The following is a 15,979-nucleotide window of genomic DNA, read 5'->3' as shown; positions in this document are numbered from 1 at the left end:
ACATGGCGCAGACCGCGTTGACGATCGATGGGCTCGGGGTCGATTTCGAAGGCTTCAAGGCGGTCAACAACGTCTCGATGACGATCGACGACGGCGAATTGCGGGTCCTGCTCGGTGCCAACGGCGCCGGCAAGACCACGCTGATGGATCTGATTTCCGGCAAGACAAAAAGCACGTCCGGCCGGGTGTTCTTGCATGACACTGACATCACCAACTGGGAAGAGCACAAGATCGCGCGCGCCGGAGTCGGGCGGAAGTTCCAGATCCCGAGCGTATTCAAGGATCTGTCCGTCCGTCGCAATCTGGAAGTCGCGAGCTGCAAGAATCCCGGCGTGCTCGCCAATCTCCGCTTCGGCTTCGGCACGCAGGCCAAGGCCGAGATCGACGAGGTGCTGGAGCTGATCGGCCTGACCGAGGAGGCGGACCACATCGCGGCCTATCTCAGTCACGGCCAGACGCAGTGGCTCGAACTGGGGCTCCTGATCACGCAGAATCCGAAAATCGTCCTGCTTGACGAGCCGACGGCCGGCATGACTCAGACCGAAACGCACAAGACGTCCCTGATTGTCAACAATCTCAGGGGGCGGCACACCATCATCGTGGTCGAACACGATATGGCCTTCGTGCGCGAGATCGCCGAACGCATCACGGTGCTGCACCTCGGCCAGGTGCTCGCGGAGGGGAATGTCCAGCAGATCGAGACCAATCCCAAAGTGCGGGAAGCTTATCTCGGCTCGAAAGGGATCGGTTGATGCTGATGTTCGCAAACGTCGACAGCTTCTATGATCGTAGTCACATCCTGCATGATATCTGTCTCGATGTTCCGCTCGGAAAGATCATGGCGGTGCTCGGCCGCAACGGCACGGGCAAGACCACGCTGCTCAAGACGTTGATGGGCCTGACCGACCGGATGAAGGGGCAGATTCGTTTCGACGACATCGATCTCGGTCAGCAACCCACTTTTCTCCGCGCCCGTGCCGGCATCGCCTACGTTCCCCAAGGCCGCGAGATCATCCCGGATTTCACCATTCGCGACAATATCCTGATGGGTGCCTTCGCCCGTACCGATGGTCGGCGCGAGATTCCACCGCTGGTGGCGGAGCTGTTTCCGTACCTGATAAACAACCTCGATCGCAACGGCGGCGTGCTGTCCGGCGGTCAGCAGCAACAGCTGGCGATCGCCCGCGCGCTGGCCGCCAATCCGAAGGTCATTCTTCTCGATGAGCCGAACGAAGGCATTCAACCTTCGATCGTGGAAGAGATCGAGAACGTCATCGTTCGCCTCAATAGCGAGCTCGGCCTCACGGTGATGCTGGTCGAGCAGAACGTTTCATTTGCCCGCAGGGCGGCGCATCGCTTCGCCATGATGGAGAAGGGACGCGTCGTCGCCACGGGTGATATCGGAGAGCTCAGCGACGGGATGGTTCATCGCCACATGGCGGTGTGACTGGGGGCTGGCGCAATGAAGCGCTGGTCGAAGCAACAAGAGACTGATTGTCAGCCAGCAAGGAGAGCGACATGTTGCATGGTGATATTTCTTCGAGCAAGGACACGGTCGGCGTCGCCGTGGTCAATTACAAGATGCCGCGCCTTCATACCAAGGCGCAGGTCCTGGAGAACGCCCGCAACATCGCGAGCATGGTCGAGGGCATGAAGCTCGGCCTGCCGGGAATGGATCTGGTGATCTTCCCGGAATACTCCACCCACGGCATCATGTACGACTCCAAGGAGATGTACGAGACGGCCTCGAGTGTTCCCGGCGAGGAAACCGCGATCTTTGCCGATGCCTGCCGCAAGGCCAAGGTGTGGGGCGTGTTCTCGCTGACCGGCGAGCGCCATGAGGAGCACCCGAACAAGGCGCCCTACAACACCCTGATCCTGATGAACGACAAGGGCGAGATCGTCCAGAAATACCGCAAGATCATGCCCTGGGTGCCGATCGAGGGCTGGTACCCGGGCGATTGCACCTACGTCTCCGACGGCCCGAAGGGGCTGAAGATCAGCCTGATCATCTGCGACGATGGCAATTATCCCGAAATCTGGCGCGATTGCGCGATGCGCGGTGCCGAACTGATCGTGCGCTGCCAGGGCTACATGTATCCGGCCAAGGATCAGCAGGTCATCATGTCGAAGGCGATGGCGTGGGCCAACAACGTCTATGTTGCGGTCGCCAATGCGGCGGGCTTCGACGGTGTCTATTCCTACTTCGGACATTCGGCGATCGTCGGCTTCGACGGACGTACGCTTGGCGAGTGCGGCACCGAGGAGAACGGCATCCAGTATGCACAGCTCTCCGTGTCGCTGATCCGCGACGCACGGCGCAACATGCAGTCGCAGAACCATCTCTTCAAGCTGGTGCACCGCGGTTACACCGGCCTGATCAATTCGGGCGAGGGTGATCGCGGCCACGCGGTCTGTCCCTACACTTTCTACAAGAACTGGATCAGCGATCCCGAAGGGACTCGGGAGATGGTCGAAGCCATGACCCGCCCGACCGTCGGCACGGACGAGAGTCCGATCGAAGGCATCCCGAACCAGAAGACCGCGCATCGTTGAACGAAAACGCCGCGCCGGCACGGCCTCCGTGCCGGCGCATGCCAGGGTATTTGCCGGGGTAGCACATCAAAAGGGATTGGGGCTTGATATGAACAGCGACGCGAATACCGGTATCGTTCATCATACCGAAGAACAGATCGACGAACTTCTGGGGCACGAATACGAGCATGAGCCGGTTCCGGTCAGTGCCCGGCGCAGTGCGTTCTCGGTCACCATGGTGTGGCTCGGCTTTCCGATGATCATCACCGGTGCGATGACCGGGTCGCTGCTGGTGCTGGGAATGGGCTTCAAGAGTGCGCTGGTGGCCATGATCCTCGGCAACATCATCATGTTCGCTTATGTCGGTGCACTCGGCCTGATCGGCACCAAGCGCGGCATGAACTTTGCGCTGATCGCCAGCATCGTGTTCGGCAAGAAGGGCTATGTGCTGGCGTCGGGACTGCTGTCCACCCTGCTGCTCGGCTGGTATGCGGTGCAGACCGGCATTACCGGTGCGCTGGTGTCCTCAACCTACGGCCTCAGCTATGTCGCCATGACGATTATCGCCGGCGTGCTCTATATCGGGATTACCTTCGTCGGCGTGAAGGGCCTGCACTGGATCGGGCTTGCGTCTGTGCCTCTGTTCGTTGTGCTCGGGTTATGGGTGGCTGCGGACGCAGCGACCACGACAACGGCGGCTGCCATCCTCGACTACGCCGGCAACAATGGCGTTGCTTCCATGTCGATGGGCGTCGGGCTAACGGTTGTGCTGGCGCTGTTCATCGATGCGGGAACCGTGACGGCGGATTTCAATCGCTGGGCGCCATCGCCAAAAGCGTCCTTGATCGCGACATTCAGCGCTTTTCCCTTCGCCAACCTGGTTGCGATGCTGGTGGGCGGGGTGATGACCGCGGCCCTGGCTGTTCCCAACGCCAATCCGTTCGGCGTCGACAACATGTTCGGCTACATGAACGGCAAGCAGCTGACTTGGCTCAGCATCCTGGCCTTTATCTTTCTCTACGCCAATCTCGGCTCAGTCTGCTCGCACTGCCTCTACAATGCGGCCACCGGCTGGTCGCGCATTCTCGGGACCAACATGCGTGCCATGGCGATCGTGCTGGGCGTGATCGGCATCATTGTGGCGGCGGGCAATGTCTGGGCGTTCTTCATCCAATGGTTGTCGCTGCTCGGCATCCTGGTGCCGCCGATTGGCGCGATCATTCTTGTCGATCAGTACCTGTTGCGCACCAACTCACATGCGGAGGCGGACTGGCGCGCAAAACCGTTCATCGCCTGGGCCATCGGATCGTTGTGCGCCTTCGTGGTCGAGGAAAAGATGCCGAGCCTGTCCACGGCGATCTCCGCTGCGGTTGTCGCCGGCATTGCTTATCTGGTGATAGCAAAGGTCGGAGCGCCGGCCGAGAGCGCGGCGCGCGCCGCCTGATGGATTTTGTTTCGAGAAACGAAAGGGACGATCGATGAGTATCGATTATGAAATCTATGACCTGGGCAACGTCGTGCTGCAGCGGGGAGCGACGCTGCGCGACTGCAAGCTCGCCTACAAGACCTTCGGCACGCTGAATGCAGCCAAGGACAATGTCATCGTCTATCCGACCTGGTATTCCGGCCAGCACTACGACAATGAATGGCTGGTCGGCTCGGGCATGGCGCTCGATCCCGCCAAATACTTCATCATCATTCCGAACATGCTGGGCAACGGGCTGTCCTCGTCGCCCAGCAATACGCCGGAACCTTACAATGGGCCGCGTTTTCCCAAGGTGACCGCGTACGACAACGTCCGCGCCCAGCACCGCCTGGTCACTGAAAAGTTCGGCATTGAGCACATCCGGCTTGTCGTCGGCTGGTCGATGGGAGCGTTGCAGACCTTCCACTGGGGCGCGCTTTATCCGACCATGATGGACCTGCTGGCGCCGTTCTGCGGCTCGGCCAAATGCTCGCGCCACAACATTGTGTTTCTCGAGGGAGTCAAGGCGGCGCTGACCGCGGACGCGGTCTGGAACGAAGGCTGGTACACCGAGAAACCGGCACGCGGTCTGCGCGCCGCAGCGCGCGTCTACGCCGGCTGGGGCTTTTCCCAGGCCTTCTATCGCCAGGAGCTCGATATCAAGACGCTGGGATATTCCTCACTGGAGGACTTTCTGGTCGCATTCTGGGAGGGTTTCTTCCTGCCGAAAGATCCCAACAATCTCTTGACCATGCTCTGGACCTGGCAAAACGGGGACATCAGCGACAACGACCTTTACAAGGGCGACTTCAAGGCCGCGCTCGGCGCGATCAAGGCCAAGACGTTCGTCATGCCGGGCCAGACTGATCTCTATTTCCCGCCAGAGGACAGCGAGAACGAGGTCGCGCATATGCCGAATGCGAAGTTCGTGCCGGTGCCGTCGGTATGGGGACACTTCGCCGGCGGCCCCGGAACCAATCCGGTGGACGTCGCCTTCATCGACGCCAAACTCAAGGAGCTGCTCGCATCATGATGTCGATCGCGTGCGGTCGGTCCGATCTTCGCTGGTGCAAAGAGAGGGCGTAAGCGTGTCCAACCCGGCGATGCTGCTCGACCAGTATCGGATTCTCGACGAGCCGTATTATCGGCCCGTCGGGGATGAAATTGCTATGTTCAGCGCCGCTTATGCCAGTCGCATGCCGATGATGCTGAAAGGGCCCACCGGCTGCGGCAAGACCCGCTTCATCGAATACATGTGCTGGCGTCTTGGTCGCCCGCTGATCACGGTGGCCTGCCATGAAGACATGACGGCTGCGGACCTGGTCGGCCGCTGGTTGCTCGATCCGCAGGGAACAGTCTGGAACGACGGGCCTTTGACCACGGCGGTGCGTTGTGGCGCGATCTGTTATCTCGATGAGATCGTGGAGGCGCGCCAGGACACCACCGTCGTGATCCATCCCTTGACCGATGATCGGCGGGTGTTGCCGCTGGAAAAGCGCGGCGAACTGATCCACGCCCATTCCGATTTCCAGTTGGTGATCTCCTACAATCCCGGCTACCAGAGCGCGATCAAGGATCTCAAGGAATCCACCAAGCAGCGCTTCGCGGCGCTGGATTTCGGCTATCCGGATCGATCTGCCGAGGCCGAAATCGTATCCCGCGAGGCTGGTATCGATCCGAACGTTGCAGGCCTCCTGGTGAAGATCGCCGCACACAGCCGCAATTTGAAAGGGCAAGGGCTTGATGAGGGCGCGTCGACCCGCATGCTGGTCAATGCCGGCCGGCTGATCGGATGCGGTATCGACCTGGATGATGCCTGTGAGGCCACGATCGTCGTTCCCCTCACCGACGATATGGATGTCCGAAATGCGCTGCGCGACGCGATCACGGCCAGCATCTAGATCAGGAGACATCGTGCCGGGCGCGCAGGTCCTCTCCCTCGGTGACTATCGATCAGGCCGTCGGTTTGCCGCGCTGCTTCGTGACAACAGTGATCTGCTTGCGGCATTGCATGCCACGCTCACCGCGCTGGGGCGTCGAGGCGACAATATCGATCTCGCTCGTTGGGATGAGATTCTGCTTGGCTTGCTCAATGCCAATCTCGGCGAAGCCACGGTTCGTGGCTTCCTGCGCCTGACCGAGGTGTGGCCGCGCGATCGATCCGCCGTGGATCTGCTGGCGACAGGGGAAGCCGCGCGGCATGTCGGCCGGGAAGCCGGCAGTCGCAGTGCGCAAGTCCTGCTCGCCACGATACCGAAACTGCTGCCGCGGCTGCCGGCGTCGGTCGATCTGATGATCGTGTCAGCCGCTTTGCGCCAGCTTGCGGAGGTGGCACCGGAATCAGTCGTGCTGGCCATTGGCCGCCTCGAACAGTTGCTGGCTTCCGCCGATGCGGAGGACTTCGCGGTGTGGGTGTCGGGCGGCCTGCGCGCCTGCGGCAGCAGCGCCGCGCGCCGACGTGCCTATTTCGGTTTGGACGACGCGTTGTCGAAACGCCTGTTCGCGCTCGGTCGATCCGGCGGCGACTTCACCCGGCTGGAACGGCGGCTATCCCTGACCATGCAGGCGCTGTGGAACAGCAAGTCGCGGTTTCGCAAGCTGGTGGCCGCCGACGCCTTGCCGCTGCAGCGGCGAGCTTCGCTGGCCGCGGGACTGATCGGCTTGCCCGAAACGTTTCCCGGCTTCGAAGGCACTCACGCAGACACGATTTATCTTGCGGCTGCGGCCCATGCCGGCGCGCATCTGTCGCATTCTGGTATCCGTTTTCCGGTTGGGCAGCTGAAGCCGTTGCAGATCGCGCTGGTGTCATTGATCGAGGATGCGCGGGTCGAGACGCTGGCGCTGAACGATAAACCCGGCTTGCGACGCCTATGGTTGCCGTTTCACACCGCAGAGCCATCGTCGCAGACGACCGCTGCCGGATTGATGACGCGGCTGGCGCGTGCACTGATCGATCCGGCTTACGATGAGGGCGATGCCTGGGTCGGCAAGGGACGGGCGTTGTTTTCGGCCGCAACTGAGCGATGGAGCGATCCGGCGATCAGCCGCGAGATCGGAGGGCTGCTGGGCAATGATCTGGGCCAGATGCGGCTGCAGTTCAATGCCCGCAGTTATGTGGTCGAGCCGGTCTATCGCGACGACAACCTGGCGCTGTGGGATTTCGGCGACCAGCCGGACGCGCCGTCCGAAGAGATCGAGCTTCCGGTCGATTCCGTGCGGATCGAGCGGCGTGACCAGCCCGACGGACAGCAGCGGGCCGATGAAGCGGCCCGTTCCGATAACCTGCGCGCACGCGGGACAGTTGTGACGCCGCCGGAAGGATTGCCGGTCGCGACCTATCCGGAGTGGGATTATGCCGCGGGTATCGAGCGCCCCGACTGGACCACGATCCTGGAGGCGGACGCTCCGGTCGACCGGGGTGGTGGCGGCGCTTTGCCAGCGGAGACCGTCGAGATGAAGCGGATCACTGCGCTTGCGCGTGAGGCCTCGATCGGTCGGCGTATCAGGCACAGGGGCCAGCACGACGGCGATACGCTGGATATCGATGCAGCGATCGCCTGGAACATCGAGCGCCGCGCCGGCCTGGTGCCGGAGCCACGGGTCTACCAGCGCGATGCGCCGGGGCCACGCGATCTGGCGATCGTGCTGCTGCTCGATTTGTCGCAGTCCACCGCCGACCGTGATCGTCAGGGACAGTCGGTGCTCGCGATCGAGCGTGAGGCGGCGAGGATCGTTGCCTCCGCGGTCCATGACGCCGGCGATGCCATTGCGGTGCATGGATTCAATTCCGATGGCCGCGAGCGGGTGCGGTACGTGCGCATCAAGGACTTTGACGAACCGGTGGATGGAATTGTGCGTGCGCGTCTCGCCGGTCTCAGCAGCAGTCATTCGACTCGGCTGGGACCTGCGCTGCGCCATGCCGGCCGCGCGCTTGCGTTGCGGCGCGCATTCCGGAGGGTGCTGGTGGTCCTGACCGACGGCGAGCCGTCGGATATCGATGTGCAGGATCCGCTCTACCTTGCCGAGGATGCGAGGCGGGTGGTCTCGCAACTGCGCCGCCGCGGCGTCGATACCTTCGCTTTCGGGATGGGAGAGGGGCCATTCCATCAGCTCGATCGGATTTTCGGCGTCCGCCGTGCACTTCGCGTCCCGCGCATTGCCGCATTGCCGGCGCGGATCATGCAGCTGTATGGCGAACTGAAGAAATGAAAAATGCGATGTGGTGAAGTGCAGGTGGGATGAGTGAAGTGGCCTACCCCGGACCGGGGGGATTGATCTGGGCGCTTCCCTGGGTGATCAGCCGTGCGCTGCGCTGATCGCGGGTATGGATCCACAGCCAACTGATCGCGACCTGGAGGCGGTTGCGCACCCCGATCAGGAAATAGATGTGGGCAAGGCCCCAGATCCACCAGGCGATGGTGCCGCGCAGTTTGATGCGGCCGAAGTCGATGACCGCAAGTTTCTTGCCGATCTGTGCCAGGCTGCCGGCGTGTTTGTAATGGAATGGTGGAGGGGGGGTATCGCCGCGCAGGCGCGCTGCGATCATCCCCGCCACGTATTGCCCCTGCTGTTTGGCCGCGGGTGCGATGCCGGGGACCGGCTGGCCATTGGGGCCTGCAATGGTCACGGTGTCGCCAACCGCAAAGATCTCCGGATGGCCGGGTACGGTCAGGTCAGGGAGAACCTGTAACCGTCCCGCCCGGTCCGCCGGTGCGTTGAGCCATTCCGCCGCGGGCGAGGCGCGCACACCCGCCGCCCAGATGATGGTCTTGGCGGCGAGCCGTTGTCCGCCATAGACCACGCCATCCCTGTTGCATTCGGACACCGGCTGTCCCAGCACGACTTCGACACCGAGGCTTTCCACCGAGCGTTGGGCATAGGCCGAGAGATCCTCAGGGAAGCCCGCCAGCACGCGCGGTCCGGCTTCGATCAGAATCACCCGCGCCTTGCGGGTGTCGATATTGCGAAAGTCTGCCGGCATGGTGACATGCGCGAGCTCCGCGATGGTGCCGGCGAGCTCCACACCAGTCGGGCCGGCACCGACGATCACGAATGTCAGCCGCGCGGCGCGGCGTTGCGGGTCGGTCTCGCGCTCGGCGCGCTCGAACGCCATCAGGATGCGGCGCCGGATGGTGGTGGCGTCTTCCAGCGTCTTCAGGCCGGGCGCAAACGGCTCCCATTCGTCGTGGCCGAAGTAGGCATGGCGAGCGCCGGTCGCCAGCACCAGCGTGTCATAAGGCACGGTGGCACCATCGTCGAGCTGCACACGGCGGGCCGCGGTATCGACGCCAGTCACCGTGGCCATCAGCGTGGTGACTTCGCGGCGCTTGCGCAGCAGTTGCCGCACCGGCCAGGCGATTTCCGATGTGGCGAGTGATGCGGTCGCAACCTGATAGAGCAATGGTTGAAACAGGTGATGATTGCGGCGATCGATCAGCGTGATGTCGACCGCCGCGCCGTTGAGGCGGTGCACCAGTTCCAGGCCGCCGAAGCCGGAGCCGACAATGACCACACGGGGGCGATCTTTGGAGCGGACCGGACCGGGATCTTGCTCAGCGCTGGCAGGGGTTTCGGTTGCCGAGGTCATAGTGCCGGTGCTCCCGTCTAATGCTTCGTATGGTCGAGTATTGTAAGCGGGTTGCAGTCATTGTCGGCAACAAAAATTGCGAGCAATTCGGCCAGTTCCGTCGCGCTGGCATTCTCGGCAGAGACATGAATGGGCCGGCCGGCAGCGGGGTCAGCCGGCGGCCGATCGCGCCGCCGGCTCCAGCGAAGAAGATCCGATAGACCATTTTATTTTCCGTCGAGTGTGGTCAGTTCTTTTTCGCTGCTGTCGACCACGAAGATCGCGAGCAGTTTTGCCGGCTCGGTGGTGCTGGCATTGTCGCTGACACGGTGATGGGCGCCCGGCTTCTCGGTGAAGTTTTCACCGGCCTTGAACACCTGCACCGGTCCGTCATCGACCTGGCTGCGGATCGCGCCCGACAGCACATAGCCGGTGATGAAGGCGGATTTGGCATGGCGATGCGCCGGTGTGGTGCCTCCTGGCGGGTAGTCAACGATCACGGCAACGATGCTCTTGCCGGGAATGTTGGAAATAGCGTGGTTGAACGCGGGCGTTACGGTTCCGGCCGATTGGGCCTGCGCGGCGGCGCCGGTGAGCAGTGCTGCGAGCGATGCGCCGGCGATCAGAGTCACGATATGTCGGATCTTCATGTCAAATCCTTTCTCCGTGTTCTGGTTGAGTGGTGGGATGGTTCAGGCGACGACGATACGTGCGGGATTGGCGGCCGCGAGCGCCTCGGTGCGATCGGCGCGCGGCGGGTAGATCCACCGGGTGTTGATGTTGCGTTTCAGCGCCTTGGCCTCCGCGCCCATGAGTTTGACCTGGCGGTCCCAGCCCTCGGTGTAGACCGCGCCCCAAGGACCGAGATCCAGGCAGGTCACGTAACGCGGCTGGCTGTAGGGCATGGTTGCCAGCCCGAGCAGGTCGGAGGCGACATTGTGTCCGGCCGAGCGTCCGAGGTTCATCGCGTGCTGGCACGACATCATGGTGTGATGGCCCTGATCGTCGGTGATGGCGCGGGCGACATCGCCGGTCGCGTAGACATGATCGATACCGATCACGCGCAGGTCACGATCGACATGCAGCCGGCCGTAGCGGTCGCGCTCCGCTGGAATCTGCTCGGTCAGGGTGCTGGCGCGTGCGCCCGCCGTCCAGATCACGGTGTTGCTGGCGATCCGCTCTCCAGTCGAAAGCGTCAGGCCATCCGAGTCGATGGCTGTCACCGCCACATTGACCTTCCATTGCACGCCAAGCTCGGAAAGCGCGCGCTCGATGATCGGGCGCGGTCCCGGTCCGAGGTCCGGTCCGATCGCGTCGGCACGCTCGACAATGATGACGCTGGCGGTTGCCGTGTCGCCGAGTGCCGCGCGCAGCCGCTCCGGCATTTCAGCTGCGGTTTCGATGCCGGTGAAGCCGCCACCGGCGACAACGATGGTGTTGCGCGCGGGCGTGTCGGGCAGTTCAGAGAGCCGCTTGATATGTGCTTCGAGTGTAGCGGCCTCGTCGAGCTGGTCGACATTGAAGCTGTGGGTCTCGAGCCCGGGAATATCCGGCTTGAACAGCCGGCTACCGGCGGCCAGCACCAGCCGGTCGTAGGTCAGAACGGACCTGTTGTGGTCGGCGTCGATAATCTCCACGGCTTTGTCGCCTGTTCGGATCTTGTCGACGCGGCCCTGAATGTAGGTGACGCCAACGCTGTTGAAGATGTCCGTGAGCGGCGCGGCCATCTCTGCGGCACCGGTCTCATAAAGCCGCGGGCGAACATGCAGCACTGGTTCGGGGGCAATCAGTGCGATTTCGATCGAACCGTCGGTCCGGCCTGCTTGGTCGAGCACCCGTGCGGCAGCCAGCGCGCTCCACATGCCGGCGAAGCCGGCACCGATGATTAAAATCCGTTGTGTCATAACGGTTATCCTCTGTGTTTCGCACAGGCGCGCGTGGTCGATCTCTCCGAGCCTGTGACCGGCGAATTAAAAAATTGAGGGTATTTTGGCGCTTATGGTTTGCGGCGCCGTCGTTCCGCTGAAGGGTCCTTCGTGGGTGACAGTCGCGCTTCCGTTCGCGCCGTGACGCGATTGGACAGCCACTCCTGAACCTGGTCGGGAAAGCCGGGAGACATCTTCTTGCCGGTCGATCTATCGAGGTCGCCCAGCGTGGTGCGGGCCAGCTCCTGTCGCATGCTTTGCTCGGCGCGCAGCATCACGGCGTGAATGCCGCAGATGCCGGTGGTTGCGCGCAGCGGCGGGTTGTCGCCATACAATGCGCAGCGTCCGCGAATTTCCTGGCAGTCGAACAATGGCTTGTGGCCTTCGACCGCATCGACCACGTCGAGAACCGTGATGTTGTCGGCCGGCCGGGCGAGACGATAGCCGCCGCGAATGCCTTCCGAGGCCTCCACGATGCCGGCCTTCTCCAGCTTCGGGAAAATCTTGGCCAGGAATGACGGCGAAATGCCCTGCAATTCCGCGAGATCGCGGCTGCTCGCCGGCTCGGCAAGCGGGCCGGCAAGCCAGAGCAGGCAATGCATCGCATATTCAACGCTGGTTCCAAGGTGTGCCATAACGCGGACTATATTGGTCCGCGTTTAAGATCGCAAGCGCCGAAGATGCGCGGCAGCGCCGCCATGCGAATAACGCCGGGTGACTGGGCAGCGCGCCTATGTGCTGGGCCTTGCGAAATCGGTCGGGCTGTCGTTGCAGCGGGCCGAGAACGCCGATAGCTTGCTGGCGCGGGCCGCAGACAGCGGCTTTGCCGGTCTTATCGGCCAGTCGTCTATCGCCTGATCTAAATCATAAAATATTGCGTCAGACGGCGCAGCCAGAGCCGGTTGTTTTGAAATGACCTCAATAATGAGGCGCTGGGAGGATAATGTGTCGATAAAGAAAGCGCGCAATTTTGCGATCGCATGCGGTCTGCTGTGGAGCGGTGTCGCCTGCGCCGACGAGTGGCCGAACCGGGCGGTGACCGTCGTGGTTCCGTTTGCTGCGGGCGGCACCACCGACATGGTCGCGCGTCCGATCGCGCAGGTGCTGTCGCAACGGCTGGGCCAGCCTGTCGTGGTCGATAACCGCGCCGGTGCCGGTGGAACGCTGGCGGCGGCCGCGGTCGCCAAGGCGCCGGCCGACGGCTACACGATTTTTCTGGCGACCGTGGCCCACACCATGGCGCCCGGCCTCTACAAGTCGCTGCCGTACAATTTCGAAAAGGATTTCGAGCCGATCACGATCGCCGCGCAAGTGCCGAACATCCTGATCGTCAATCCGGCGTTGCCGGCAAAATCGGTCGATGAGCTGATGGCTTATATCAACGCCAATCCCGGCAAGGTGAATTACGGCTCCGCCGGCCCCGGCAGCACCGAGCATATGTCGGGCGAGCTGTTCCGCTCGATGGCCGGCGCCAACATCGTGCACGTCCCCTATAAGGGCGGTGCCCCGATGATGACCGACCTGATCTCCGGCCAGATCCAGATGGCGATCGAAACCAGTGGGTCGGCGACACCACAGATTCAAGCCGGTGCCGTTCGTGCGTTGGCGGTGAGCACTGCGCGGCGGTCGCCGTTCTTTCCGGACCTGCCGACGCTGGCGGAAGCGGGCTTGAAGGATTACGACGTGACCACTTGGTACGGTTTCCTGGTGCCAAAGGGGACGCCGAAGGAGATCTGCGACAAGCTCTATGCCCAGATCAGCGAAGCGCTGAAATCACCGGAGATCCGCGCCCGGCTGAAGGACATGGGCGCAGAGCCCGGCGGCGAGACGCCGGTGGAATTCGCGAAGTTCATCCACGCGGAGACCGACAAGTGGAGCAAGGTCGCGAAGGATGCCGGCGCGAAGATCGAGTAGGGGAAGCGCATTGTTCGCGAGGCAGGCGACTAATTCTCTCCGTCGTCCCCCCGCTTGACCGGTTGAAGCCACCCTGGATCGCCCGGTCAAGCTGGGCGATGACACCGAGTGTGACTTACCACTGCGTGACGAACCTTACCGCGGCTGGCTCTTGTTCATCGCCGCGCGCAATGCCTCCGCCAGTGCACCGCCTGCATTGGCGTCCGAGCCGCGATCCTTGCGGGGGGCTGACGACGTCATGTGCTTGGCCTGTCCGCGGGTCACGCCCACGGCGGTTTTGTCCTGCTTGGGGCCGAGCTCGTCGTCCAGCCGCAGCGTCAGCGAGATGCGCTTGCGCGGAACGTCGACCTCCAGCACCTTGACGCGCACGATGTCGCCCGGCTTCACCACGTCGCGCGGATCCTTGATGAAGGTCTTCGACATCGCCGAAATATGCACCAAGCCGTCCTGGTGCACGCCGATGTCGACAAAGGCGCCGAATGCAGCGACGTTGGTCACCGCCCCCTCCAGCACCATACCAGGCTTGAGATCGTTGAGGGTCTCGACGCCCTCCTTGAATTCGGCCGCCTTGAACATCGGGCGCGGGTCGCGTCCGGGCTTTTCCAGTTCGCGCAGGATGTCGGTGACGGTCGGCAGGCCGACCGTTTCGTCGACGAAACTTTGCGGCTTCAACTGACGCAGCGCGCTGGCGTTGCCGATCAGCGCCTTGATGTCGCTCTTGGTTGCTTCGAGAATGCGCCGCACCACCGGATAGGATTCCGGATGCACGCCGGAGGTGTCCAACGGATCCTCTCCGTTCGCGATCCGCAGGAAGCCGGCGCACTGCTCGAAGGCCTTCGGCCCGAGCCGCGGCACATCCTTCAGAGCCTTGCGCGAGCGGAACGGCCCCTTGGCATTGCGATGATCGACGATGCTCTGCGCCAGTCCCGTGCCGATGCCCGACACCCGTGACAGCAGCGGCGCGGAGGCGGTGTTGGCATCGACGCCGACCGCGTTGACGCAATCTTCCACCACGGCATCGAGGGAGCGCGACAGCTTGGATTCGGCGAGGTCATGCTGGTATTGGCCGACGCCAATCGATTTCGGATCGATCTTGACCAGTTCGGCCAGCGGATCCTGCAGCCGCCGGGCGATCGAGACGGCGCCGCGCAGCGTCACGTCGAGATCGGGCAGTTCTTCCGAGGCGAAAGCCGAGGCCGAATAGACCGATGCGCCGGCTTCCGACACCACGATCTTGGACATCTTGAGTTCGGTCAGGTTCTTGACCAGCTCGGTGGCGAGCTTGTCGGTTTCGCGCGACGCGGTGCCGTTGCCGATCGCAATCAGCTCCACCTTGTGCTTGCGCGCGAGGTTGGCCAGCATGGCCAAAGACTCATCCCAGCGTCGTTGCGGCTCGTGCGGGAAGATCGCGGTGGTGTCCACCACTTGGCCTGTGGCGTCCACCACGGCGACTTTCACCCCGGTGCGGAATCCCGGATCAAGCCCCATGGTGGCGCGCGCGCCGGCCGGCGCCGCCAGCAGCAGGTCGCGCAGGTTGGCGGCGAACACCCGCACCGCTTCCTGTTCGGCCGCGGTCCACAGGCGCATGCGCAAATCGACATTGAGATGGATCTGGATTTTGGTGCGCCACGCCCAGCGCACCGTCTCGGACAGCCATTTGTCGCCGGGGCGGCCGCGATCGGCGATGGCGAAACGCTGCCTGATGCGCAGCTCGTAGGAACTGACGGTGGTTGGGGTCGGGGACGGTGGTTCCGCCTCCATCTGAAGATCGAGAATCTCTTCTTTCTCGCCGCGGAACAGCGCCAGAATGCGGTGCGATGGCAGCTTGACCAGCGGCTCGCTGAATTCGAAATAGTCGCTGAATTTGGCGCCGGCCTCCTTTTTGCCATCGCGCAGCCGCGACACAAAAAGGCCATTCGACCACATCTGCTCGCGCAGCGTGCCGATCAGGTCGGCGTCTTCGGCGAACCGTTCGACCAGGATGGCGCGTGCGCCGTCCAATGCCGCCGCGGCATCCGCCACCTGTTTGTCGGGGTTGATGAACGCCGCAGCGGCGCCCTGCGGATCGTTCTCGGGGTGTGTCAACAACTGGTCGGCAAGCGGTTCAAGGCCGGCTTCCTTGGCGATTTCCGCCTTGGTGCGCCGCTTCGGCTTGTAGGGAAGATAGATGTCTTCGAGGCGGCCCTTGCTGTCGGCGGCCATGACGGCGGCTTCGAGTGCCGCGTCGAGCTTGCCCTGCTCGCGAATCGAATCGAGGATAACGACCCGCCGTGCCTCCAGCTCGCGAAGATATCCCAGCCGTTCTTCCAGGGTTCGCAGCTGGGCGTCGTCAAGCGCACCGGTCGCCTCCTTGCGATAGCGCGCAACGAACGGAACAGTCGCGCCGCCATCCAGCAGCGCGACGGTCGCCTCGACCTGCTGTTCGCGGATGCTGAGCTCGTCTGCGATTCGCTCGAAAATGCTCTTGATCAAAAGTGCACCTGTTGTTCGAAAGTGTTGTCGCCTGCGCTTATGGAGACCGAATGGTGATTCATCAACCCGTCATGATCGGAAAAAGTTTCTGTGAATTAGACA

The 15,979-nt window shown here is 62.8% G+C and carries 14 protein-coding genes; 9 read left to right on the top strand and 5 right to left on the bottom strand.

The genetic code is table 11. The annotated features are described in order from the left end of the window. The first annotated feature begins 2 nt into the window (after positions 1–2). From urtD to RS897_RS02460, 7 genes are all read left to right on the top strand, one after another. Positions 3–752 (top strand): urea ABC transporter ATP-binding protein UrtD, encoded by a 750-nt coding sequence (gene urtD / locus RS897_RS02490; RefSeq protein ID WP_315835033.1) that lies wholly within the window; start codon positions 3–5, stop codon positions 750–752. Further along, positions 752–1,447 (top strand): urea ABC transporter ATP-binding subunit UrtE, encoded by a 696-nt coding sequence (urtE, locus tag RS897_RS02485; RefSeq protein WP_315835032.1) that lies wholly within the window; start codon positions 752–754, stop codon positions 1,445–1,447. The genes urtD and urtE overlap by 1 nt, the downstream gene beginning before the upstream one ends. Before the next feature lie 71 nt (positions 1,448–1,518). Continuing rightward, entirely contained in the window at positions 1,519–2,556 is a 1,038-nt protein-coding gene (locus tag RS897_RS02480; RefSeq protein WP_315835031.1) for an aliphatic amidase, read from the top strand. 88 nt (positions 2,557–2,644) lie between these two features. Continuing rightward, positions 2,645–3,979, top strand: a complete 1,335-nt coding sequence (locus RS897_RS02475; protein WP_315835030.1) for a purine-cytosine permease family protein — start codon at positions 2,645–2,647, stop codon at positions 3,977–3,979. A 34-nt stretch (positions 3,980–4,013) separates the two neighbouring features. Next, positions 4,014–5,033, top strand: coding sequence for an alpha/beta fold hydrolase (locus tag RS897_RS02470; protein ID WP_315835029.1), 1,020 nt, complete (start codon positions 4,014–4,016; stop codon positions 5,031–5,033). A 70-nt stretch (positions 5,034–5,103) separates the two neighbouring features. Continuing rightward, positions 5,104–5,901 (top strand): CbbQ/NirQ/NorQ/GpvN family protein, encoded by a 798-nt coding sequence (locus tag RS897_RS02465; RefSeq protein WP_315838493.1) that lies wholly within the window; start codon positions 5,104–5,106, stop codon positions 5,899–5,901. 13 nt (positions 5,902–5,914) lie between these two features. Continuing rightward, positions 5,915–8,209: a VWA domain-containing protein gene (locus RS897_RS02460; RefSeq protein ID WP_315835028.1), complete on the top strand. Its 2,295-nt coding sequence runs from the start codon at positions 5,915–5,917 to the stop codon at positions 8,207–8,209. Positions 8,210–8,252: 43 nt separating this feature from the next. On the opposite strand, the gene RS897_RS02455 is transcribed toward RS897_RS02460, so the two are convergent. The 4 genes from RS897_RS02455 to RS897_RS02440 form a co-directional block, all read right to left on the bottom strand. Continuing rightward, a complete protein-coding gene (locus tag RS897_RS02455; RefSeq protein WP_315835027.1) occupies positions 8,253–9,587 on the bottom strand; it encodes an NAD(P)/FAD-dependent oxidoreductase in 1,335 nt (444 codons plus the stop codon). 206 nt (positions 9,588–9,793) lie between these two features. Then, positions 9,794–10,216, bottom strand: a complete 423-nt coding sequence (locus RS897_RS02450; RefSeq protein WP_315835026.1) for a cupin domain-containing protein — start codon at positions 10,214–10,216, stop codon at positions 9,794–9,796. Between the two features lie 42 nt (positions 10,217–10,258). After that, positions 10,259–11,470 (bottom strand): NAD(P)/FAD-dependent oxidoreductase, encoded by a 1,212-nt coding sequence (locus tag RS897_RS02445; RefSeq protein WP_315835025.1) that lies wholly within the window; start codon positions 11,468–11,470, stop codon positions 10,259–10,261. Between the two features lie 92 nt (positions 11,471–11,562). After that, on the bottom strand, positions 11,563–12,126 hold the full coding sequence (locus RS897_RS02440) for an RrF2 family transcriptional regulator (RefSeq protein ID WP_315835024.1): 564 nt from the start codon (positions 12,124–12,126) through the stop codon (positions 11,563–11,565). A gap of 79 nt (positions 12,127–12,205) precedes the next feature. Between RS897_RS02440 and RS897_RS02435 the strand changes: the two genes are divergently transcribed. Further along, entirely contained in the window at positions 12,206–12,349 is a 144-nt protein-coding gene (locus RS897_RS02435; protein ID WP_315835023.1) for a hypothetical protein, read from the top strand. An 87-nt stretch (positions 12,350–12,436) separates the two neighbouring features. Continuing rightward, entirely contained in the window at positions 12,437–13,405 is a 969-nt protein-coding gene (locus RS897_RS02430; RefSeq protein ID WP_315835022.1) for a Bug family tripartite tricarboxylate transporter substrate binding protein, read from the top strand. Between the two features lie 135 nt (positions 13,406–13,540). On the opposite strand, the gene RS897_RS02425 is transcribed toward RS897_RS02430, so the two are convergent. Continuing rightward, the gene (locus tag RS897_RS02425) at positions 13,541–15,877 is read right to left on the bottom strand and encodes a Tex family protein (RefSeq protein WP_315835021.1); all 2,337 of its coding nucleotides are present in this window, start codon (positions 15,875–15,877) and stop codon (positions 13,541–13,543) included. Positions 15,878–15,979 lie beyond the last annotated feature (102 nt).

It is taken from the genome of Bradyrhizobium prioriisuperbiae, assembly GCF_032397745.1.
In the GTDB taxonomy this organism is placed as follows: domain Bacteria; phylum Pseudomonadota; class Alphaproteobacteria; order Rhizobiales; family Xanthobacteraceae; genus Bradyrhizobium_A; species Bradyrhizobium_A prioriisuperbiae.
This window is presented reverse-complemented; position numbering and strand designations above follow the sequence as displayed.

Coding starts and splice junctions, on each gene's coding strand:
- urtD (WP_315835033.1), top strand. CDS start 3: ATGGCGCAGACCGCGTTGACGATCGATGGGCTCGGGGTCGATTTCGAA.
- RS897_RS02470 (WP_315835029.1), top strand. CDS start 4,014: ATGAGTATCGATTATGAAATCTATGACCTGGGCAACGTCGTGCTGCAG.
- RS897_RS02475 (WP_315835030.1), top strand. CDS start 2,645: ATGAACAGCGACGCGAATACCGGTATCGTTCATCATACCGAAGAACAG.
- RS897_RS02450 (WP_315835026.1), bottom strand. CDS start 10,216: ATGAAGATCCGACATATCGTGACTCTGATCGCCGGCGCATCGCTCGCA.
- RS897_RS02480 (WP_315835031.1), top strand. CDS start 1,519: ATGTTGCATGGTGATATTTCTTCGAGCAAGGACACGGTCGGCGTCGCC.
- RS897_RS02440 (WP_315835024.1), bottom strand. CDS start 12,126: ATGGCACACCTTGGAACCAGCGTTGAATATGCGATGCATTGCCTGCTC.
- RS897_RS02455 (WP_315835027.1), bottom strand. CDS start 9,587: ATGACCTCGGCAACCGAAACCCCTGCCAGCGCTGAGCAAGATCCCGGT.
- RS897_RS02465 (WP_315838493.1), top strand. CDS start 5,104: ATGCTGCTCGACCAGTATCGGATTCTCGACGAGCCGTATTATCGGCCC.
- urtE (WP_315835032.1), top strand. CDS start 752: ATGCTGATGTTCGCAAACGTCGACAGCTTCTATGATCGTAGTCACATC.
- RS897_RS02445 (WP_315835025.1), bottom strand. CDS start 11,470: ATGACACAACGGATTTTAATCATCGGTGCCGGCTTCGCCGGCATGTGG.